The 22,187-nt window shown below is 44.2% G+C and carries 22 protein-coding genes; 13 read left to right on the top strand and 9 right to left on the bottom strand.

The annotated features are described in order from the left end of the window. Window positions 1–75: 75 nt before the first annotated feature. Window positions 76–978 (bottom strand): heterocyst differentiation master regulator HetR, encoded by a 903-nt coding sequence (gene hetR / locus AAFP11_RS07885; RefSeq protein WP_341736541.1) that lies wholly within the window; start codon window positions 976–978, stop codon window positions 76–78. Between the two features lie 446 nt (window positions 979–1,424). Here hetR and AAFP11_RS07880 point away from each other — a divergent pair, with 446 nt between their 5' ends. Next, complete coding sequence (locus tag AAFP11_RS07880; RefSeq protein WP_341736540.1) at window positions 1,425–2,075, top strand: IS607 family transposase; 651 nt, start codon at window positions 1,425–1,427, stop codon at window positions 2,073–2,075. 307 nt (window positions 2,076–2,382) lie between these two features. Here AAFP11_RS07880 and AAFP11_RS07875 read toward each other — a convergent pair whose 3' ends face one another. The 3 genes from AAFP11_RS07875 to AAFP11_RS07865 form a co-directional block, all read right to left on the bottom strand. Continuing rightward, window positions 2,383–2,604, bottom strand: a complete 222-nt coding sequence (locus tag AAFP11_RS07875) for a hypothetical protein (protein WP_341736539.1) — start codon at window positions 2,602–2,604, stop codon at window positions 2,383–2,385. A 348-nt stretch (window positions 2,605–2,952) separates the two neighbouring features. After that, window positions 2,953–3,147 (bottom strand): hypothetical protein, encoded by a 195-nt coding sequence (locus tag AAFP11_RS07870; RefSeq protein ID WP_341736538.1) that lies wholly within the window; start codon window positions 3,145–3,147, stop codon window positions 2,953–2,955. A 77-nt stretch (window positions 3,148–3,224) separates the two neighbouring features. Further along, a complete protein-coding gene (locus tag AAFP11_RS07865; protein ID WP_341736537.1) occupies window positions 3,225–5,189 on the bottom strand; it encodes an FAD-dependent oxidoreductase in 1,965 nt (654 codons plus the stop codon). 391 nt (window positions 5,190–5,580) lie between these two features. On the opposite strand from AAFP11_RS07865, the gene cysC reads away from it, so the two are divergent. The 7 genes from cysC (at window position 5,581) to AAFP11_RS07830 (ending at window position 15,305) form a co-directional block, all read left to right on the top strand. Continuing rightward, entirely contained in the window at window positions 5,581–6,105 is a 525-nt protein-coding gene (gene cysC, locus AAFP11_RS07860; protein WP_341736536.1) for an adenylyl-sulfate kinase, read from the top strand. 36 nt (window positions 6,106–6,141) lie between these two features. Further along, window positions 6,142–7,743: an SLBB domain-containing protein gene (locus AAFP11_RS07855; protein WP_341736535.1), complete on the top strand. Its 1,602-nt coding sequence runs from the start codon at window positions 6,142–6,144 to the stop codon at window positions 7,741–7,743. Between the two features lie 38 nt (window positions 7,744–7,781). Further along, a complete protein-coding gene (locus AAFP11_RS07850; RefSeq protein ID WP_341736534.1) occupies window positions 7,782–10,112 on the top strand; it encodes a polysaccharide biosynthesis tyrosine autokinase in 2,331 nt (776 codons plus the stop codon). 466 nt (window positions 10,113–10,578) lie between these two features. Continuing rightward, window positions 10,579–11,946: an NAD-dependent succinate-semialdehyde dehydrogenase gene (locus AAFP11_RS07845; RefSeq protein ID WP_341736533.1), complete on the top strand. Its 1,368-nt coding sequence runs from the start codon at window positions 10,579–10,581 to the stop codon at window positions 11,944–11,946. A gap of 180 nt (window positions 11,947–12,126) precedes the next feature. Further along, entirely contained in the window at window positions 12,127–13,764 is a 1,638-nt protein-coding gene (locus AAFP11_RS07840; RefSeq protein ID WP_341736532.1) for an acetolactate synthase large subunit, read from the top strand. Between the two features lie 907 nt (window positions 13,765–14,671). Next, complete coding sequence (locus AAFP11_RS07835) at window positions 14,672–15,016, top strand: type II toxin-antitoxin system RelE/ParE family toxin (protein WP_341736531.1); 345 nt, start codon at window positions 14,672–14,674, stop codon at window positions 15,014–15,016. Continuing rightward, window positions 14,988–15,305, top strand: a complete 318-nt coding sequence (locus tag AAFP11_RS07830) for a transcriptional regulator (protein WP_341736530.1) — start codon at window positions 14,988–14,990, stop codon at window positions 15,303–15,305. Before AAFP11_RS07835 ends, AAFP11_RS07830 begins: the two co-directional genes overlap by 29 nt. A 9-nt stretch (window positions 15,306–15,314) precedes the next feature. On the opposite strand, the gene AAFP11_RS07825 is transcribed toward AAFP11_RS07830, so the two are convergent. Continuing rightward, window positions 15,315–15,620, bottom strand: coding sequence for a hypothetical protein (locus AAFP11_RS07825; protein ID WP_341736529.1), 306 nt, complete (start codon window positions 15,618–15,620; stop codon window positions 15,315–15,317). Window positions 15,621–15,829: 209 nt separating this feature from the next. Between AAFP11_RS07825 and AAFP11_RS07820 the strand changes: the two genes are divergently transcribed. From AAFP11_RS07820 to AAFP11_RS07810, 3 genes are read left to right on the top strand one after another with little or no spacing between them, the layout of a single operon-like run. Continuing rightward, window positions 15,830–16,279, top strand: a complete 450-nt coding sequence (locus AAFP11_RS07820; protein ID WP_341736528.1) for a hypothetical protein — start codon at window positions 15,830–15,832, stop codon at window positions 16,277–16,279. Then, window positions 16,251–16,883, top strand: coding sequence for a type II toxin-antitoxin system antitoxin SocA domain-containing protein (locus tag AAFP11_RS07815; RefSeq protein ID WP_341736527.1), 633 nt, complete (start codon window positions 16,251–16,253; stop codon window positions 16,881–16,883). Before AAFP11_RS07820 ends, AAFP11_RS07815 begins: the two co-directional genes overlap by 29 nt. After that, window positions 16,858–17,262, top strand: coding sequence for a hypothetical protein (locus AAFP11_RS07810; protein WP_333106246.1), 405 nt, complete (start codon window positions 16,858–16,860; stop codon window positions 17,260–17,262). The genes AAFP11_RS07815 and AAFP11_RS07810 overlap by 26 nt, the downstream gene beginning before the upstream one ends. 79 nt (window positions 17,263–17,341) lie before the next feature. On the opposite strand, the gene AAFP11_RS07805 is transcribed toward AAFP11_RS07810, so the two are convergent. After that, complete coding sequence (locus AAFP11_RS07805; protein ID WP_341736526.1) at window positions 17,342–17,809, bottom strand: AHH domain-containing protein; 468 nt, start codon at window positions 17,807–17,809, stop codon at window positions 17,342–17,344. Between AAFP11_RS07805 and AAFP11_RS07800 the strand changes: the two genes are divergently transcribed. Further along, on the top strand, window positions 17,808–17,945 hold the full coding sequence (locus tag AAFP11_RS07800) for a hypothetical protein (protein WP_341736525.1): 138 nt from the start codon (window positions 17,808–17,810) through the stop codon (window positions 17,943–17,945). The two genes, AAFP11_RS07805 and AAFP11_RS07800, sit on opposite strands and share 2 nt — an antisense overlap. A gap of 265 nt (window positions 17,946–18,210) precedes the next feature. Here AAFP11_RS07800 and AAFP11_RS07795 read toward each other — a convergent pair whose 3' ends face one another. Beyond that, complete coding sequence (locus AAFP11_RS07795; protein WP_341736524.1) at window positions 18,211–18,612, bottom strand: gamma-glutamylcyclotransferase; 402 nt, start codon at window positions 18,610–18,612, stop codon at window positions 18,211–18,213. A gap of 279 nt (window positions 18,613–18,891) precedes the next feature. Here AAFP11_RS07795 and AAFP11_RS07790 point away from each other — a divergent pair, with 279 nt between their 5' ends. Beyond that, on the top strand, window positions 18,892–19,491 hold the full coding sequence (locus tag AAFP11_RS07790) for a glyoxalase-like domain protein (RefSeq protein ID WP_341736523.1): 600 nt from the start codon (window positions 18,892–18,894) through the stop codon (window positions 19,489–19,491). Window positions 19,492–19,897: 406 nt separating this feature from the next. Here the strand turns inward: AAFP11_RS07790 and AAFP11_RS07785 are convergent, their stop codons facing one another. Then, the gene (locus AAFP11_RS07785) at window positions 19,898–21,175 is read right to left on the bottom strand and encodes a bifunctional sterol desaturase/short chain dehydrogenase (RefSeq protein WP_341736522.1); all 1,278 of its coding nucleotides are present in this window, start codon (window positions 21,173–21,175) and stop codon (window positions 19,898–19,900) included. Between the two features lie 73 nt (window positions 21,176–21,248). Then, the gene (locus AAFP11_RS07780) at window positions 21,249–21,872 is read right to left on the bottom strand and encodes a restriction endonuclease subunit R (RefSeq protein ID WP_341736521.1); all 624 of its coding nucleotides are present in this window, start codon (window positions 21,870–21,872) and stop codon (window positions 21,249–21,251) included. Window positions 21,873–22,187 lie beyond the last annotated feature (315 nt).

Here is a 22,187-nt window from a genome sequence, read left to right as displayed (position 1 = left end):
ATTCATGAATGACTAATGACTAATGACTAATGACTAATGACTAATGACTAATGACCAATGACTAATGACTCAGGACTAATCTTCTTGGGGTCCAAAAACCATTTGTAAAATCATTGTCGGTTCGCCCCGCTGGTGATAGCGATCGGCCCAATTACGAATAATTTCATCTAATTCCTCAACAGCTTGGTCAAGCCGTTCCGGCGGGATATCCAAGGTTTCCATAACCCGCATCACTTTAGGTTGCTTTTCGGCCCAATCTTGCATCAGGCGGAAATATCTAGCAGTATCTTCCACCATAGTGAAAGTCCGTTCTTCCTGCTCTGCGGGAGAGTAAGTAGCGCGAGTGAGGGCATAAAACGGCATTCCCCAAGGAGAATCAATACGAGTCACAGTTCCCGAATAGATCAAACGGCGTTTGATGTGTTCTGCTAGAGCTTCACTCAAAGGCATCCGTCTTTCTGGAGACATTTCTTCTTGCGATCGCCGGTGCAGAAACTCGATCAACTCCATAAACTGAAAAGAATTGATTAATTGAGCATCTGGCGGATTAGGAGGAATCTTTCCTTCCAGATATTTTTTTTCATCCGCCGTCAAGCTAGTAGCAGGAATGCGAGGGCGTCCCGGAACCCAAGGATACTGTTCCAGCCAGACATAAGGAAACTGAATTAAATATCTAGGTTCTTGGGAACCCAGCATTTTCAGCAATTTCCCCGTTGTCAGGGCTTCCCGAACTTCCTCGACAATCACCTTCACCCGTTTAGGCTCAATGTGATGCAAGTGTCCAGTCATCCGCAGGTTATGCTCCTGCTCCATATAAGTCATGTAAATCGCACACTTAGCAGCCGTTGCAGCCGCGTCTAGAAACGCACCGTGCCTGTGCCCACTGGTTCGCATGGCGCTAAACGCCAAATAAAGCATGATCTGATCCATTGCGCTAGGGCTGAGGCTTTTGACCAGATCCAAGGAGTCATTTTTCATTTTTATTCTCTCTGGCAAACCCCCACCATAGCTAGACTCAGCACTGGTTGGGGAGGAAAAGGAGGGTAGGGTAACAACAACATATCAGTTAAGTCAAGCTTTAGCTGAAGAAAGCGGTTTTAATTCCAGGCCAGACAAAATAAAGGCACCATCTATTAGCACAACAGATGAGAAGCTCTCGATACCGTGACTGACCAGGGTAGAGCCTTCTAGGGGTAAAGACCTTGGGGATCTAAACCCCTTTGGAATCCAGCATAACTGACTGTCGTCAGAAAGGTTGCTACCAATCCCCCTATTTACCAATTTAATTGGGCAAAATGCTCCCGCGACTCGCTAGAATAAAAAATTTACCAACTACTGCCGATTGGCCACAGGCTGAGCAAGTCCTTGGCTAGTAATTAAATAGACAAAATGGTACACTTATTGACAAACCTCTAAGTGTATTTATGTTTAAACCTCACCAATTTGCTGAAAAACTTGGACTTTCTGTAAAGACCCTTCAGCGCTGGGATGCCAGCGGAAAGTTGCCAGCCAAGCGTACCTTGTCAGGTCATCGATTCTACACAGAAGATGACCTTTTGATAGCCAACGGACTCAAGCCCATAGAAGCCAAGAGAAAAACAATTGTCTACTGCCGAGTTTCTTCTAGCAGTCAAAAGCCAGAATTAAAAAATCAGGTACTGGCAATGGAAGCTTTTTGTCTAGGTAGAGGGTTTGCCGTCGATGAGTGGGTATCAGAAATTGGGGGCGGACTAAACTTTAAGCGAAAAAAGTTTCTAGCAATTATGCTGTCAATGCTTAAAGGTGAAATATCAACCATAGTAGTTGCACACAAAGATAGAATGTGCCGTTTTGCCTTTGAATTTATTCAAGAACTTGCAATCTCAGTCGGATGTGAAATTGTAGTAGCAAATCAGGAGTCGTTGTCTCCTCAACAGGAATTAGTGGAAGATTTGATGGCGATAATTCATTGCTTCTCTTGTCGCCTTTATGGTCTACGAATTTACTCTAAACAAATCAAAGAAAACTTGAAAAATGCTATTGACAAACCTATACAAGAGCTATCAGAATCAGACAAAAAAGACATACAGTGTTGAGGCCGAACAATGCTTTTGTCCATCAAAACAAAGTTAAAGCTAAATAAGAATCAAGCAACAATAATGTCTAGACAAGTCTTGGATTTGTCTAGCAGTCTAACTCTAGATAAATGGCGGTTAAAGGTTGATTTGATAGTGTTTTGCTACACCAAAAATTATATTCTTGTCACTGGTAACAAAAAGTAGATTTGTCTCCCGAATCTGAAAAACTAGAATTATCGAAAATCCGAGCTATCGGCTGAACAGCTCGAAACCAACCTCTAACCAACTTTGTGGAATAATTTGATTTCATCCAAGGCCATTAAAGTTATTGTAGCGAGTTAGTTTCAGTGCTGGCGGAGCTGAAATCACGGCGTTGAGTATTTCTGCTGGGAGGACGATCGCCTCTTTGTTGAGTTTGCGCTGACAACATATATTGAGCAGTGGAAGTTTCTAACTGTGCGATAGGAGATTCAATAGATAGACTAGCGGTAGCACTCAAGAAGATGCCAGACAGGCTCAATAAAGCAATTGCGGTGTAGTTTTTCATGGGTAGTATCCGTATCGGTGTATATTTATAGATACGGACACTACTCAGGCAGATCGGGATGAATTTATATAAAATCTATTGTTTTAGTAATGAAAAACAGCCTTGATGCACTGCTAATTAGATTGCTATAATATACAAAACCGCCAAATAGGAGACTCACTGTCTCCATAAATGGCGGTTGAAGGTTTAGACTTTCTCATCACATAAAAGGATATCCGAATGACAATAAACAAGAAGTGAAGTTACCAGGCAAATCTGAAAAACTAGCAGCCCAGAAAATCAGATTGAGCGATCGACACAGACGGTCAAAACAAACTCAATAACGGAACTCGCTTTCATGCAACGTCATTAAAATGCTTGTAGGAGATGAAACTCTCGGCGTCCGCTGCCTCTTTCAGGAGAACGATCGCCCTTTTGTTGAGTTTGGGCAGAGAAAATGTAGTTCGCGGTGGCAATTTCGAGCAGTTCGACTAGAGATGAAAAAACTCGATCGACCTTAGCGCTCAAAACACCAAGTACAGGAAGAAATGTGTAATTTTGCATGAGGTTAATATCCGTGTCAGTGTCTATTAACTGATACAGACTCTCCCCCATCTATCAGGATAAAATTCTGGGAAATTTCAGGACTTATGCAAAAAACCTGATTTTGGCAACTCAACTGCCTCCACCAGCAGCCACAAACCAGCTAAATTCAGCCTCCCCCACACTTTCAGAAGCTTCTGAGTTTCGCAACTGTGTAAAAACTCGTCGATTTCAGGATCTAAAGTCACCAGTTTCCAAATTCGATCGCCATGGGAGGGCGCATCAGTCAGCGTCAGGGCGTAATCTTGTTCGCCTCGGCGGTGGAAAATCCCATGCCAGGGACTTTGAGTATTTCTGCTGTCAGCGATCGGTTTATCTACAGACAAAGGACAATTGCCACTGGCGGGATATGAAGAAGGTCGATCGAGATAATAGCGTTGCCAGTATAGCCAATCCGATCGACTCGGTGTCAAATTAAATAAAGGAATAACTGCCGCCCTAGCCTCCACATCTTGCAGCAAAGCCTCCTGCAAAACTCTGACTGGCAAATCCCGCGGCTGACATCCCCGCCGCACACACAAAGCTGCCGCCATCCCCGCCGCCTGTCCAATATTCATTACCGTAGGTTGCAAACGAGTCGCACCATTAGCGATGTGAGAAACAGAAATATTTTTTTCGCAAACTAGCAAACCATCGGTATTCGCCGGAATCAGCGCACTGTAAGGAATGGTAAAAGGAGTTCCCGTCCATCGCCCGCCCCAGCGGATCGATTTTGGCTGCAAGGGAATGTCGCCACTAGGATAGTGGTGATCGTTGGCGTAGTTGCCGATCGCAATTGTTTCACAAATTCCCTCAGCATTTATGGGCAACTTCGCGACTCTGCCGCCGGCAACGGGCAAAATATCTTGTTCTCGGATTGTTTTTACTCCTTGCAAGCGGCGACTTTCTCGGTAGTAGGGGTGGAGGGCGAAGGCTGAAGTCAAGCCTTCCCTAGGCCCAGTCAAGCCCTCCCCAGGCCCAGTCAAGCCCTCCCCAGGCCCAGTTAACCCCCCCCTACCCCCCCCAAGGGGGGAATGAAAACCCCCCCCAAGGGGGGAATGAAATAAGAGAGAACTTTCGGTTAGGGGGGAAGCAAATAAGGCAGAACTTTTAGAAGTGGGGAAAATGTTCTCTGCTAAACCATAACGGCGGCCTAGTTGGGTTTGAATGTAGCGGGCGAAACTTTGGCTATGCCACAGACTTTCTTGGAGGAATTCTGTTTGCGATGTTTCAGATCCAATTAGTCGATCGACCTTAAAGCCATAATCATTACCCCGAATCGGCCAATTAATCATTAGCAACCCACCCGGAAGTCGGCCATAATTTAGAAATTCTTCAGGAGTATAATTATCCCAAGCTCCGGTAAAGCGATCGGGATCATGAATCGGTGGCGCGGGAATTTCTGGCGCTACAGCACCTTCCCCAAAATCCTGCATCATTACTACCCAAGTGGGAGCTTGTATGGGATATGTTTGTGTCAGATCGTTAGGTGCGATCGGTGCGCTAGGTTCTCCAAATTCTGCTTGAAACTCCCAACCCCAACGGTGAGGAACCTCAGCCACAGCCAATAAATCTCCCAATTCCGTGGCATCCAAAGTGACTGTGGCTGACACCATAAAATCGGGGAATTGAACGCCAACAATGCGATCGCCTTCCCTTAGCACACCTTGAACTTTTTGTCCAGAAATCCAGCGCAGATTTGGTAAACACTTAACCCAATCAGCAAAAATGGACGCACCAATGCGCGGATCGTAAGTAAAAAAACTGACCCAGCCCCAATCTAAACCTTCCCGATGTCGCTGCTGAAGTTCGCGGAGAAAAGCACCCCACAAACCAGTCCCAAAAGCGGCTAATTCGTTACCATCGGGAGCCGAAACCCCAGCCGAAGTAAGCATACCGCCCAACCAAGGAAATTCACTCACCAAAATAGTTTTGGCACCACAGCGGGCTGCTTGTATGGCGGCTGCTGTGCCACCAGTACCGCCACCAACTACTAAAACATCGGCTGTTAAGACAGAAGACATGAGGATTTTAAATTTTAAATTTTAAGTAGAAAGAAGATGGAAGATGGAAGATGGAATATCTAAGAAGAACCCCCCCCTACCCCCCCCCAAGGGGGGAAGAGGGAAGATGGAAGATGGAAGATGGAAGATGGGAGATGGCTCAAGGACTGCGTTGATCCAGCCCTTCGACCTTTCGCCGGAGAATTCAATATTACCGATATTACCAATTCCTGTTGCCTCCAAGACTGGATATTTTATTTTTTCACACAAATCTATAACTCCACAATTACTTTTAAGCTATTGTTGTAAGATGGCAATTCCCATCAAAAAACAATCTGAAAATGGGGAACCCCGATAGTAAAGTCAGGCGTCGGGTAAATGTCACCATTAATTAGTTACAAAGCAATTGAACATGAACAAAGGTTTTATTTTGTGGTTCACCGGACTGAGCGGTTCTGGCAAAACAACTATTAGCCAAGCTCTGGAACCAGAGTTGAAAGCCAGAGGCTGCAAAGTGGAAATTTTGGATGGAGATGTGGTGCGTACCAACTTATCAAAAGGTTTGGGATTTAGCAAAGAAGACCGAGATACCAATATTCGGCGGATTGGATTTGTCGCTCACCTACTTAGCCGCAATGGAGTTGTCGCCATTACCGCGGCCATTAGCCCCTACCAAGCAATTCGCGACGAAGTTAGAGCCATAGAACCTAACTTTGTGGAGGTATATGTGAAAGCGTCCCTAGAAGCGTGTGAAGCGCGGGATGTCAAAGGGATGTACGCCAAAGCCAGAAAAGGTGAAATTAAGGGGTTTACAGGGATTGACGATCCCTATGAAGCACCCCTTAATCCTGAGATTATTTGTTGCACAGAAAAGGAAAGTGTGACAGAGTGTGTCGAAAAAATTCTGAGTAAATTAGAGGAGTTGGGTTACATTTGATGGTGATGGGTTAGCAAAAGGATCGGGCAAAAAACGATGGTGCTCAAAAGTGATTTGGGAATCAATATTGTCAACGGTTTCACTGGATCAGTGCTGATGGCGATTCTAGTTTCTGCTCCTAGTTGGGCTCAGTTACCTCCGCCCCCTCCTCCCCTAGCCATACCCACGCCCGCGCCCGTACCCGTACCGGTACCCTCCGCGCCGGGATTGCCGCTGGTTCCGGGAACTACGCCAGTCAATGCACCACCGACACCTTCGAGTGTACGATCGGAAGTCTACACTTTAGGAGCGGGCGATCGCATTCAACTGGATATTTTTAATGTCCCGGAATATAGCGGCCCCAACGGTCAACATCAGGTACAGGCTGACGGTTCCCTAAGTTTGCCCTTAATTGGTAGCGTTTCAGTGTACGGGATGACTTTAGAACAAGCAGCCAATAGTGTCAAAGGGCGATATGGTCAATACTTAAAGCGTCCTTGGATTACACTGAAACTGCTGGCCCCGCGTCCTTTACAAATTGCGATCGCAGGGGAAATCAACCGCCCAGGAGCCTATACAATATCCTCAGCGGCGGGCCCCGGAGGCACAGCAGAACAAATGGGAACTCAAATGCCCACGATATCGCGGGCTTTGCGAATGGCTGGTGGTATTACACAGTCAGCAGACGTGCGACAAATCAAAATCCGCCGCCCCCAACGCAATGCAGCGGAACAAATTATTAGTGTTGATTTATGGGAATTGTTGCAAAACGGTGATTTGCGCGCCGATATGACTTTGCGCGACGGCGATACTATATTTATTCCCACTGTCACTAGCCTCAATCGCCAAGAAGCACCTACTTTAGCAGTTGCCAATATTACCGGACAAAGCACTCAGCCCATTAATATTGCTGTGGTGGGAGAAGTAGCTCGTCCCGGTACTTATACTCTGGCAAAAGATTCTCAAAGTAGGTTACAAGAGAATGACATGGGTGCAAATTCGGGTTTGTTTGGTGCCACTGAGACGGCGGGTAGTGAAACCGTTGTGCAGCAAACTGTCACTAGGGCGATTAAAGTAGCTGGCGGTATTACCCCCGTAGCTGATATTCGGCAAATACAAGTTCGTCGTCTGACGCGGGCTGGTACTGAACAAATTATTAATGTCGATTTGTGGCAACTTTTGCAAACAGGAGATGTATCTCAAGATTTAGTGCTGCAACAGGGAGATACGGTGATTATTCCCAAAGCCGAAAATATTGACGAAACTCAGGGTGCCCAGGTAGCTAATTCTAGTTTTTCACCGGATACAATTAAGGTGACAGTGGTGGGAGAAGTCATCAAACCAGGGGCGATTTCCCTGCGGCCAAATACTTCTTTAAATCAAGCGCTGGTAGCAGCGGGAGGTTTTAATAAAGCGCGGGCAGAAATGGATTCGGTGGATTTAATCCGCATCAATGCTAATGGTACTGTTTCCCGCATCGCGATTAAGGTGAATTTTTCCGCCACTGCTAATGATGAAGCCAATCCTAAACTGCAAAATAATGATGTAATCATGGTCAGGCGATCGGGTCGCGCTGCATTCTCGGATAATGTAGGTGGTACCCTCGCTCCTCTTAATCCTTTATTGGGAATATTCAGATTGTTCAATATTTTTCGATAGCTCGTACAGACGTTGAAACTAATAAGCTGCATAAACAAATGAAACCAGGGAAAAACTCTCAGATATCACTGCTTAAAAAAAACCAAAAATCCCCAGGAACGCGACAAATATCTTCGGTGCTTTACAATGGAGAAAATGATTTTTTAGAACTGGAACAAACAGAGTCAGAGCCGTTGAATTTTTGGGAAGTATGCCGCAGTCGCTCGTTTTTAGTCCTTGGCGTAGCTGCGGCAGTAACCACGGGTGTTTTTGCTTGGACTTTGAATCAAAAAAGTGAGTACGAAGGACGATTTCAATTATTAGTAGAACCCACTGTTACCCAAAACACTTTAGCAAAAATCTACTCCGGTGAATTGAAACTGAAACCAGCGGCTCCCGAAACACCAGAAAATGCTGGTTTTGACTACGAATCCCAAATTCAGGTTTTGCAAAGTCCGCAAGTAATGTCGCCAATCATTAAACAGTTGCGGGCGAAGTATCCTGAAATTAATTACAACTACCTTTTTAACGAAAAAACAGATAATTTGGCATTCGATCGGCAAACGAGGTTGTCAATTAATCGGTTTAAAAATACCAAGATTATCGAAGTTAAATATCGGGATTTCGATCCGAAAAAAATTCAGTTTGTTTTAGAAAAAGTTGCGTTAGGCTACCGCAACTACAGCGTCCAAGATACCAGAACTCAAATTAGTCAGAGTCTGGATTTTGTGAAATCGCAAATTCCCAATCAGCAAAAGCGCCAACAAGCGATTCAAACAGAAATTCAAAAATTGCGTCAGCAGTACAATTTCATCGATCCGCAAATTCAAACCCAACAATTAGCGCAGCAAATTAGTCAACTTCAAGCGCAAAGATTGGATGCTCAAACCCAACTAAATCAGCAAAAATTGCTCTATGCTAATTTGCAAAATCAGCTAGGACTGAATCAGCAACAAGCCCTGATGGCTTCTTCTCTGAGTCAAGCACCTCGCTACCAAGCAATGCTGACTCAATTGCAGCAATTAGAAGGACAAATTGCGATTAATTCCGCGACTTATACTGACCAAACTCCCCAAATGCAGTTGTTGCGAGAACAGCAAAAAAATCTGATTCCTTTGTTGAAAAAAGAGGCTACACAGGTTTTGGGAACTGATTTAGGTAAAGTAAATTCTCAAGTGCTGGCTTTTCAAGATCCGGTGCGGATTAAGTTGATCGAGCAGTTTATTGGTACTGCTAATACTATTCAGGTTTTGGGAGTGCGAAATCAAGTTTTGGAACAAGCTGCTAAGCAGTTGAATCAATATTCTCAAGGATTCCCGGTGATTTTGCGGCGCTATTCGGATTTGCAGCGGGAGGCGGATTTAACCAATAGTACCCTGAAAAATTTGTTGGCAAAACAACAAGCTTTGCAGCTTGAAGCTGTGGGTAAAAAAGAGGTGGCTTGGGAGGTGATTGCTAAGCCGGAAATTCCGCGCTATCGCAATGGGGAGTTGATGGCTGTTGCTCCAATTATGCCTTTAAATTTGGCTGTTGGTGGATTGCTTGGTTTGGTGTTTGGTGCCCTGGTGGCGCAGTTGGCCCAACGGTTTAATAATGATAAGGTGTTCCAGACTCCAGAGGATGTCAAACATTCAATTCGACTGCCTTTGTTGGGGGTAATTCCTGCTAGCGATAAAATTTTGAGGCTTCCTCCTGCGGAGACAGTTACTTTGGATGTGGGCATTTCGCAAATGCCGACGGATGCTTTTCAGGAGGCTTTTCGATCGCTCAATGCTAATATTCGCTTGCTAAAGGTTGATAGTCCGATCGCCTCTTGTGTAATTACTTCTTGTCAAGTAGCCGATGGCAAGTCTACTGTAGCTGTAAATCTAGCACGGGCGGCCGCGGCCATGGGTCAGCAAGTGCTGTTGGTGGATGCGGATTTGCGACGCCCGCAGGTGCACGAAATGCTGGGTTTACCGAATTGGCAAGGGTTACACAATGCGATCGCGGATGATGTAGATGTGGAAAAGTTGATTTTGCGATCGCCCCACGATGAAAACCTGTTTGTGTTAACATCAGGCCCTGTTCCTCTCGATCCCACCAAGGTGCTTTCTTCCCGAAAAATGCAGCATTTAATGGCAGCTTTGTCAAATAATTTTGACTTAGTGATTTACGATACTGCGCCACTTTTGGGTTTAGCCGATGCCAATTTATTGGCGGCTCACACCAATGGAATGATGCTGGTGGTGGGGCTGAATCAAACTGAGCGGCAGGCGCTATTATTGGCTTTGGAAGATTTGAGAATGGCTGATATTCCGCTGTTGGGAATGGTGGCAAATAACGATAAAGGGAGCAGGTATTACTATCAGTCTTACGTCCAGAATTACATCGAGGAAAAATCGGTGTAGGCGCGCAACATTGGGGTGAAAATAAAATCGGAAATCCCCCAATTTATATCTACCCCAATCCCTGTAGGGGCGAAGCATTCGGGCTAATAGCCGATGGGAAACACCCAAATTTATAGGCCAGAATTCTTCGCCCTGCCCCACTCTCTCTTTTCTGCCTTCGCGTCCTACCCTACGGGAACGGCTTCGTCGAACGCGCCTTCGCGGTTAAATCATTCCAATACAACCGGAAACGATCGCATTTCCGGCTCAACATTAAACTTGAAAAACTAATTTTCTTAAGATTTGCGATCGAAATTTTGCACTATAATTAAAAGTTGAGAGTTTTAAACAAATTGCAAAACCTGCAAATTAACAAAACCTGAAAACGTGGCCGGTAAATTTCCATTTTGTAATACATTGATACAACTCCCCGCCTAGCTGGAAAACTAGAAGGGAGTTTTGTGTTTTTCACACAGGAGATAAAACAATGGCTATTGCTACTATCAACCCGACAACGGGAGAAACTGTCAAAACTTTTGAGCCCCTCACAGATGCGGTAATCGAAACCAAGCTAGCATTAGCACAAACAGCTTTTAAACAATATCAGCGACTGCCCTTCGAGCAGCGCTCTATGTGGATGCAAAAAGCTGCCGAGATCTTGGAGCGCGATCGCGAAATTTACGCTAAAATGATGACCCTAGAAATGGGGAAAACTCTCAAATCTGCGATCGCCGAAGTCGAAAAATGCGCCCTAGTTTGTCGCTACTACGCCAAAAACGCTGCTCAATTTATGGCAGACGTACCAGCCAGCACTGACGCTAGCAGCAGCTTTGTCCGCTACCAACCCTTGGGCGTTATTTTAGCCGTCATGCCCTGGAATTTTCCATTTTGGCAAGTTTTTCGGTTTGCAGCGCCGACACTGATGGCGGGCAACGTAGGGTTGCTCAAACACGCTTCCAACGTGCCACAATGTGCTTTGAAAATAGAGGAAATTTTCACGGAAGCAGGCTTTCCCGAAGGCGTTTTTCAAACATTGTTAGTGGGAGCCGACAAAGTAGGTAAGATAGTTGCGGACGATCGCATCAAAGCAGCCACTCTCACGGGTAGCGAACCCGCGGGTGAAAGTTTAGCAGCCCAGGCTGGCAAAAATTTGAAAAAAGTAGTGCTGGAATTGGGAGGAAGCGACCCCTTTATTGTCATGTCTAGCGCCGATTTACCAGCAGCTTTATCCACTGCTGTGATATCGCGAATGCTCAATAGCGGCCAAACTTGCGTATCTGCTAAAAGGTTTATTTTAGCAGAAGAGATTGCCGAGGAATTTATCGCAGGATTTGTGGAAAAATTCGAGCAACTAAAAGTAGGCGATCCGATGTTACCAGAAACTGATATCGGCCCTTTAGCGACTCCCGCAATCCTCAAAGAATTAGACAATCAAGTGCAAGCTTGCATCGCATCGGGAGCTAAACTGCTAACAGGCGGCCATGCTTTGTCAGAGAAAGCCGGCAATTTCTACTTGCCAACTATTTTGACAGATATTCCCCTGGATGCCGCCGCCCGTCAACAAGAATTTTTCGGGCCAGTAGCTTTAGTATTCCGAGTAGCTAACATCGATGAGGCGATCGAATTAGCCAACAGTACGTCCTTTGGTTTAGCCGCGACAGCTTGGACTACAGTAAGCTCAGAGTGCGATCGGTTTATTTCCGAACTAGAAGCTGGGGCAGTATTCATCAACGGTTTAGTCAAATCAGACCCCAGATTGCCCTTCGGTGGCATCAAACGCTCCGGTTACGGACGCGAATTGAGCATCCAAGGAATTCATGAATTTGTTAACATTAAAACAGTGTGGGTAAAATAAGCGCGCACTCAATCAACTTCCGGCAAAAATCTAAATTAATCTGTGTTGATTGTGCCACGGGCATCCTGCCTGTGATATAAATTCTGCAACACAGAGAGATTTTGCCTAACTCTTAATTAGGATTGTTGCCAGAAGTTGACCACGAGAACATATCCCCACTTACAGAGGACAAAAATGGAAATGAACACAGCTCAATTACTGGTACAATGTCTAGAGAATGAAGGAGTCGAATATGTTTTTGGACTCCCAGGCGAAGAAAATCTAGAAGTTTTAGAAGCCCTAAGAAACTCCTCAATTAAATTTATTACTACTCGTCACGAACAAGGCGCTGCTTTCATGGCCGACGTTTACGGCCGCCTGACAGGCAAAGCCGGCGTTTGTTTATCCACCTTGGGACCAGGCGCAACTAACTTAATGACCGGTGTTGCTGATGCGAACTTAGACGGTGCTCCTCTAGTAGCAATTACTGGACAAGTCGGTACTGATAGAATGCACATAGAATCGCACCAATATTTAGATTTGGTGGCTATGTTTGCTCCGGTTACTAAGTGGGGAGCTCAAATTGTCCGCCCCGGTACAACCCCAGAAATTGTCCGCAAAGCCTTTAAAGTAGCTCAGAGTGAAAAGCCGGGAGCAGTTCACATTGATTTGCCAGAAAACATCGCAGCCATGCCTGTGGAAGGAAAACCTCTCACCAAAGACAACCGGGAAAAAACTTTTGGTGCTTACCAAAGTTTGAATAAAGCTGCTGTGGCGATTTCCAAGGCAAAAAGTCCTCTGTTGTTAATCGGAAATGGCGCGATTCGAGCGAATGCTAGTGAAGCTGTTACCGAATTTGCTACTCGATTGAATATTCCAGCAGCGAATACTTTCATGGGCAAAGGTGTAATTCCTTACACTCATCCTTTGGCACTTTGGACAACGGGTTTGCAAAAACGGGATTACATTAGTTGTGCTTTTGAAGAAACGGATTTAGTGATTGCAGTTGGGTATGATTTAATTGAATATTCCCCGAAAAAGTGGAATCCTGACGGCAAAATTCCGATTATTCACATTGGAGCTTTGCCATCAGAAATCGATAGCAGTTATATTCCCATTGTAGAAGTTGTGGGAGATATTTCCGATTCGCTCAATGAAATTTTACAGCGGGCGGATAGAACCGGAAAAGCCGATCCTTTTGCTAAGCAGTTGCGGGCAGATATTCGCGCGGGCTACGAACAATATGCTAGCGATGATGGTTTTCCAATTAAGCCACAGAAAATCATTTACGATTTGCGGCAGGTGATGGGGCCTGATGATATTGTGATATCTGACGTGGGTGCTCACAAAATGTGGATCGCGCGGAATTATCATTGCGATCGCCCAAATACCTGTTTAATTTCCAACGGCTTTGCGGCGATGGGAATTGCGATTCCGGGCGCGTTGGCCGCCAAACTGGTTTATCCCGATCGCAAGGTGGTAGCAGCCACGGGAGACGGCGGTTTTATGATGAATTGTCAGGAGTTAGAAACTGCTTTGCGTGTCGGTACTAATTTTGTGACGCTCATCTTTAATGATGGCGGTTATGGTTTGATTGAATGGAAGCAGGAAGATCATTTTGGTCATTCCGATTTCATCAAATTTGGCAATCCCGACTTTGTGAAGTTTGCCGAAAGTATGGGTTTGAAAGGCTATCGAGTGGAGGCTGCAACGGATTTAATTCCGATTTTGAAAGAAGCCCTGGCTCAAGATGTGCCTTGTGTGATAGACTGTCCGGTTGACTACCGGGAAAACGCGCGTTTCAGTCAACAATCTGGCGATATGAGTTGCCATTTGTAAGAGTAGTCTAGATGGGGACACGGCAGCGATCATTAGTGTCAACTTAAGGTACAACCAATAGTCCGGCAGGGGTTGAAACCCCTGCCTCAAAGCGCAAGTCCTCTAAAAGAGGACTGATATCGTTTCCGGTTGCATCGGAATTATTAGCCGAAATTAGGACACGGTAGTACCCATAGGTGTCAACTTAAGCTGTCAGCCCGCCCCGTGTCTGTTAGTCATCCCGCGACTCCGACAGGGGTTAAAACCCCTGTCTCATAGCCAAAGTCAGTTGAAACTGACGGTCGATTTGCCCCAAACCAATACCTATCAACTCAACTAATTCTTCAGTCCTCTTTGAGAGGACTTGCGCTATGAGACAGGGGTTTCAACCCCTGTCGGACTATAACTTTTACCTTAAGTTGACACCAATGGGTAGTACCGTGTCCCTACCCAAAATAATCTTGTAGGGAAACGGCACTGCCCATTGGTGTCAACTTAAGCTGTCAGCCCGCCCCGTGTCTGTTAGTCATCCCGCGACTCCGACAGGGGTTAAAACCCCTGTCTCATAGCTAAAGTCGGTTGAAACCGACGGTCGATTTACCTGAAACCAATACACATTAACTAACTCTTCAGTCCTCTTTGAGAGGACTTTCGCTTTTAGGCAGGGGTTTCAACCCCTGCCGGACTATGGGTTATACCTTAAGTTGACACTAATGGGCACTGCCGTGTCCTCTATATCATTCCGGTGTTACCGGAATTGATATGATGAGTTCTTGAGTCCTCAAGTTATGTTTTTCTCAAAGCGGTTGCGAGATAGTAATGTATTTGAATTACCGATTGTGGGTGACTTGCACTTGAGTCAGAAGGCTTAAAAAAGTGGCGACACGCTAGCACTCCCCTTAAAAGCCCGATCGCCTGTGTTAAAATTATGGAAGCTCAACCACGAGAAGTACAGAACTACCTGAAAGCCGACGGGACAAGTCCCTTTGAAGGATGGCTTGATTCCTTTCAAGATACGAAAACTGTATCTAAAATTAAGAAACGACTCAGGCGAGTTGAGCTAGGCAATCTGGGAGATTATCGCTCACTAGGAGCCGGAGTTTATGAACTTAAGATTGATTATGGCCCTGGCTATCGCATCTATTTTGGACAAATCGGGTTAACAGTTGTGTTGCTGCTATGTGGCGGTGATAAAAGCACTCAAGAGCAAGATATTAGCCAAGCTAAAAAATATTGGAGAGATTATGAAAGAACTCAAAGTGCCAACAAGTAGAAGCTACCATGAATACTTGATTTCTTCTCTGAAAAATCCAGAAAGTGCTGCTAGCTATATCGAGGTTATGTTGGAATTAGAGTCTGAAACACCAGAACCAGAATTGCTGCGAGCAGGACTTAAAGATGTTGTGGATGCTTATTTGCAGATGAGTAAGTTATCGACGGAAGCTAAATTTATATATGAGAAACTCGATCGGATGTTGTCTGAGAGTGGGGGCGAGGAAATTTATGCTTTGATAGTTTTACTAGATAAACTGGGGCTCCAGTTAGCTGTCGCAGTAAAGTAGGTTAATTAATCAAGTAGTTAGGGCGATAAATAATATAAGTGAGGGGCGATATTCCTTGGGTGAGCCATACAAGTATCTATCTAGATTTTTTGATAAGTCTCTGGGTAGCTGTGCATTCTCTTCCGCTGGTGTTTCTAAATTAACTCGATCTATGAAATTCAAGAAAGATGGAAGATCGGATTTTTCTGAATTATGGTTTTGAAAATCATCTTGATTTGTTCTGGATTTAATGAATAGCAAGAAATTTAAAACTTCTCTCACTAAAGTATCAGGTGTTTGAGCAATCTCACGAATCAATAGTTCTCTTTCGGACATTGTTTTATCCTCCTTCAGAGGTTGCTTGGTTTTTATTTCCTAGTTTATCTCAGATGGAAAAGTTTTACAAGCACAGGGGAAAGGGCGATCGCACTTTTTGACAATTTGGGATGTAAGGGCGATCGCGCTTTTGCTCTCATGTCTCACTCTATTAACTTATCGTCAGCAATAACTATGATATAATAAAAAATACGATATTTGTAAAAGCTATGTCTCAAGCAACATTAATTGATGTTTCCTTAGATCCAATATTAGAGCGCTTAACGCAACTTGCCCAACTAGAACCTGACTGGGATTCTTATGGTGCATTAGCAGTTTCTCCCGTTGCTTTTGTAAAAGCCTGTCAGTTGCTAATTCATGTTAAATATTCTCTTTCGCCTTTAGTTGGCGATCGGATTTTACCCTATGATGCAGCACCAATTGCTAATGGTAGTCTACAACTGGAATGGCGAAGCCCACACGGCAATCTAGAAGTGGAAATTAAGCCTGATATGAGTTTCAGCTATCTACTAATTAAGGGAGAAGGAAGCGAGAGAAAATTTGATGAGAAAAACGAGGTATCATTATCTGAAGTCCTGAATGTAGTGTCTCAGCTTGCTACAATTATTCAAATCAGCTCTCAGAACTGCCATGACCCAAGCTTCCTCAATAACAACTGAATATCAAATAACTATAAGTTCTCCTGTCTGGCAAAAAGTTGAGCAAATAGCCGGAGAATTTAACTTGTCAGTTTCTGAACTATTGGAACAGATAGGCGAAGGTCAACTGAAAGTTGTTGCGGTTCCAAGTAATTCGGACAAATTGAGCGATCGAGATATTGCAAATGCTTTCCTTTGGTTAGCCGCGCAAACTGATGTAGCAATCAATGTCTACAAGCTACAAAAACTCCTGTATTACGCTCAAGCTTGGTATTTAGGAGTTTACGGCACGTCACTATTTGATGCAGATTTTCAAGCATGGATTCACGGGCCGGTGATTCCTGATTTATTGGAGAAGTATCAATGCCAATTTAGCTGGGAACCGATTGCAGAGAAAATCGAACAACCGAAACTTCCCCAAAAAATCGGGGAATTTATCGAAGAAGTTGCCGAGGCATATTTTGAGTATGATGATGAAACTTTGGAACGAATGATTTGCAGTGAAATGCCTTGGCGGGAAGCGAGAGGGGATTTGCCGAAAGACGAATCTTGTCATGCCATTATTTCTCAAGAATCGATGAAAAAATATTATTCGGGCCGTGTCAAAGAAGAAACCTCTGTCTAAAATTGTCCCTTCTCAACCGAAATCGCCCGAAGGCTTGGGATTTTCCTTCAAGTACCTGCAAACTCAGAATGAAAAATTCTCAATTCGCGATCGGGATGCGAATTATTTCATTATTTTATTGGAAAGATTGCGCGATTTATCGACATTGACAGCACAAGAAGTGAAGATGAATCGCAGTCAATCCCTTCGCTGTCATCCGATTAAGTGGCGAGAAACAACCGAACCCAATGGGTTTGGTATCCCGAATGAAAAAGAATTGGTAACAGTTCCTTATCAGTTTTCTCTGTCAACTAACGAACACGGTCGAGTGCATGGATTCTTTATTGAGGATGTGTTTTATATTGTTTGGTTAGATCCGAATCATAATCTTTATCAGTAAGCAGCGTTTTTTTGAAAAATAGAGGCGAGGGGCGATCGCACTTTTTGACAAATTGGGACGTAATGGCGATCGCGCTTTTTCAAAAGTAGTGAGATTCGGGTCGATCGCTTCTGAATGTTAGTTTTGCATCATCTATTGAGCAAATTCCTGCTGCTATCATTTCGGTGATTGTATCTTTAAGATAGTCAATTACTTGATTCAAAACCTGCATTATAGCTTCACAATCATTTTCTTCGCCATCTATAACAAGGTAAGACCATTCTTTTTCAAGAATATACATTACATCATCTGAGTATGTTGGATGATTACCTTTATGAAAGTAAACAGGCACTAGCAAACGGTTAATTGGATTGTTTTCATCAACATTGCATGGTGGTCGTTTTGCACGAAGTGTCAAATTGCTATGTTCCCATACGTTAATTGGTATAACGTGGTGCGCGACAAATCCTTTTTCTTTACTAGAAAATGTTGATTTTCTAGCGACTTCAGTCATATCAAAAATACCAGAAAATCTGCAACTATCACCGCCAGAACTATTGAAAGTCATGCAATCTTTAGGACGACGGTCATTAGTTGAAACAGTAAAGCAAAACGGGCGATCGCACTTCACAATCTGGCCAGTAATCAGAGAATATATAATCAACAAAACCAGCATCAAAAAGCGATCGACTTATCCAGATTAGTCAAGTCGGCAGAAATCGGTTGACTGTCAACTGTCAACATCACCTGACGGTGCAACCGGAATTGATATTAGATCAAATCTGCTACCATCAGAATTATAAAATACAGCTAAAGGTCAAAAACCCGGTTTCTGCGTGAATATCTGTTGAAAAAATCGACGATTTTTGGAAGAAACCGGGTTTTTTGCGTAAGCCCTAGCCATAACAGTCAACACTCAATAAACCAAAAATAAGGCTTTCAACGCCCCCAGAGCCTCAAAATACCAAATCAGAGATACAGCCTATTTTTCCACGTCCCATCAGGCAGGAAGATGCCTCTGAGAGAACGAAGGCGATCGGGTAACATCAAGTAAGCCCAAGCAGTACCTAAAGATTGGCAATTGAGATCGAATATTTCGATTTCCTGTCGCTGATATTCGTTTTGTGCGGGTTGGCGTTCAGGATCGTATTCTTCAAGTCCGTCTAAATCTGGCAAAATAGCGGAGTCGCCGAAACACAGGAGGAAACCGTAGACTCTTCCTTCCCCAGAAATCATGGCCGGATAGCCTGCGGGCAAGGCAAAAAGCTGACCGCGGGCGATCGCCGGACAAGCATACACAACCTTTCCTTCGCAATAGCGGAGGTAGTTGCATTCACCGGGTTTGAGAGTACCGTAGACAAAGACTTTCATCACGCAGACCCTAACGGCTAGTTTTTGCTAACATATATGGCTAACCTAATAAACTTCTCCCATAATTATTGTCGAACCCGTCAGGTTATCAGACCTGTTCTTAACAGGCTGTTTGGGATCTCTCTAAATAGTTTAAGCCTCGCGGGCGACTGCGAGTGTTGTTACCAACAATAGGATTTGGGACTATGCACTTTCGGGGAAAAAGCCGTCCTGCTATCAGGACGGGGTTTTAAACCCAATTTTCTGATAAATTTCGTTGTTTACCCTTTCTTATAATTCATGACTCTAGCAGTTAGTATTATTACCCCGGCACTTCACCCTTTGCACTTAAGTTCTTTCTTGCCATCGCTGCCCCTAGACAGCTTGTTTTCGACTCAAGGCATTATGGTGATGCTGCTAGCAGCCTATGCAGGGGCGATGTGGATGTTTCTCACCAGTGCACCCAAGGTACACACCGTGATGGTATCAGATCTGGGGCAAGCTCGACAATTTTACGAGGGAATGTTAGATCTGCCAGTAGCAGAGGTGCCGCTGCACTACTACTACAATTACGAGCAAACCTTGGGCACAACGGGTATCGATCCACTATATTTGTCGCCCAATGTCGGCAGGGGGACTAACAGTCAAACCATGGCCACTTCCGAGGGTTTGTGGTATCAGTTAATGAAAAACACCCAATTGCACGTAATTAGCGGTGCTCTGGCGGGGGAAAAAAATCGCCAGCGTCACGTTTGTTTCGATCGCGAATGTTTGGATCAGCTATTAATGAGAGTCCAAACTCGTGGCATTAAATATAAAATTCGCCGGGAAAAACCACTAAACTTTTTGGTAAAAGATTATGATGGCCGCGTCATTGAAATGTCTGAAGTAAGTAATTAGTTTGATTGAGTGCATCTCTATTTTGCAAGTATATTCCTAGGGTCGAAGCATGACCGCTATAAAGGGAGCATCCCATTTTTGCAAATATATCCGTAGGGGCGAAGCATGACCGCTGTAAATCTCTGCTTTTAACTCATAAATTATCTGCGGTCATGCTTCGCCCTGAAAAATTGGGATGCTCTCGCTGTAAATCTCTGGCGCGAGCTAATAATATCAATTCCGTTAACATCGTCCTGTATTCATTTCTCTCTGTGTTCTCTGTGTTCTCTGTGGTTAAATCATTCCGATGCAACGGTCAACGATATAAATTGTCTGCCGTCAGGCTTCGCCTATACAAAATCGGGATGCTCCCGTTTGATTCAGCTTGAGAAACCCGGTTTTGCTAAAAATCCGGGTTTTTTATTGGTCAATTAATCTTTGTACCCACAGTAGATTTTTCCGGTGTCATCGCTTCTTTGCTCTCGGAAATTACCTGACGGCTGAAAATTTGGAAATACAAAGAAACCAAAAACTCTTTAACCGGAAAGAGTATCAATGTCAAAGGATTAATTGTCACGATGATATTGCGGGCATCGGCTTTAGCTTGTTTGACAATTTGCTGGGCTACCCAATCTGGCGACATAATGCCGATCGGATTTAACTTACTTTTAAACGGCCCTAAAATTAGTTTACGAACAATACAAGGTGCATCCAGTCGCCGCAGAGTTACCAAGTCTCCCAAAGCCCGCTTGCTGAGCTCGTAGAGGGGACTGACAGCCGGAATGACTTCGGCTTCCGAGGTGTTGACCCAAACTTCTTTGTTAGCTATATTTTCGTTAGTGCGCACCGTTAGCAGAAAAAGTTCCATCAGCCGCCACGCGGAAAAAGTGTTGATTTCGTAGGAATTGGCGATCGCCTCTGGGCTTCTCGAACCCTGCACATTAATGCCGTGATTAATCACCAGAATATCGACTTTTTCTAACAATTCTGCTAAGTCTGCCTCTTGACCTATTTGCCAACTTATGGTTTTCACAGGCAAATCTTTGCCATCAATATTCACAGTAATTGTTTGATTTCCCGATGTGAGGGCGATAACTTTTGCACCAGCTTGGTGGAGATATTTTAACAGCAAATTTCCTAAAGTTCCCGATGCCCCGGTGACGGCTACAGTTTTGCCTTTAAGAGAAAGTGCAGTGCCCATAAGTTTATCGATTAACGTGAAAGTACCACAATAGTAAGCATTTTGATTATCGAAATGATGCCGCCAATGGTAAGGTTTATTCACCAACCAATTTCCCGGTGGAGTCAGGAAGTCTCCGGGTTGATGGGTGATGTCGGTTAATTCATCAGCACCCTTGATGCCGCAACCACGGGCGATCGCACTCAACAAAAAGCCTAAAGTATAAACACAACCCGCTGCTGCGCCCCAGTGATATTCCGGCATCCAGAAAAAAGCCGCCACCCACAGCAACAAGCCCAAAACCATCATAGACGCAGCTTCCGGCACATCGTGGCGCCAGTGGGCTTGCTTGTAGATTGTCTCGCTGACGGGAGTCAAATTCGGGCGAAAAACGCGGTGGTGCCAAGCGTGTAGCTTGTACAGTGGCGGCCAATAGTGGGATGCGACATGATAAAAGTCTCGGATGATTTCTGCCCAACAGACAGAAGCTATTGCCAAAGCGCCGACTATCCAGTAATTGATCATACTCGCACCAGTTGGAAATTTGAGATATTAGATATTGTCTGTTTTGAAAGATAACTTAAAATGGTTTTTTTAGCTAGTCTGGAAGTTTACTCAGGTGTTTTAAAATCTGCAAAACGCGGTACAATTCATTACCTGGATTGGAAATCACAAATTCAGCCGATCGCGCATATTGCGAAGTTTCTCCTCTGACTAATTTGACAAAACTGAAGTTAGCACCTGTGGAAATCATACCAAAAGTAGGAGTTTCGCGATTAGGATCTGCCAGCATATATGTCAGGAGTTGAGCCAGTGCTTCGTCTGTGGAAAAAGCAAGTTGTTTGGATTCAATTACTGTCACCCACAAGTTTGCTTTCATAATTAAGATATCTATTCTGCCTTCGATGATTCTGCCTTCGTCTTCTTCTTGAATGGCGATGGACTTTTCGGCTTTGACTTGAAAAGGAGACTCATAGAGACCGGCAATAAACAAAATGGGACTGATGATTGTTAGCTTGACTGCATTTTCCAATACCGGCGGGGTATCTACTAGGTTGTAGTATATGTTTTGGATGCGATCGAGCAATTGTTTCTCTGAGTCTGTTACTTCGGGCAAGTTTTCTTGCCATTCTCGGAAAAATTCTAGATTCCGAACTCGCTGTAAACCGAAATTGTCGATTAAATAACGGAGGTTGATATCTCTTGCTTGTAGTTTTTGCATGATGATAATAGATAAAAGTTTTTATTGTTATTAATTAGTTTAGCATAATTGGGATTTTTAACCGCAGATGAACGCAGATGAAATACGATTATTGATTAAGGTGGGTTCACTTTCTCCCGACTCCTCAAAGGGATAACCCTCTAGATTTTCTACCGGATTTGAGATCGAGATTTGATATCATTTGGAGCATCTCGAATTTGCAAATATAGCAATTCTAAATCATTTGTGAATTTCTTACTCCCTCCCCGAACTCGCGGGGAGGGTTGGGGTGGGGTCAAAATATTTACGACTCATTTATAATTTGCAAATATATCG

This window comes from Microcoleus sp. CAWBG640 (assembly GCF_020883015.1).
Taxonomy (GTDB): Bacteria; Cyanobacteriota; Cyanobacteriia; order Cyanobacteriales; family Microcoleaceae; genus Microcoleus; species Microcoleus anatoxicus.
The sequence above is the reverse complement of the archived record's forward strand: the minus strand, read 5'-3'. Positions and strand labels throughout refer to the sequence as shown.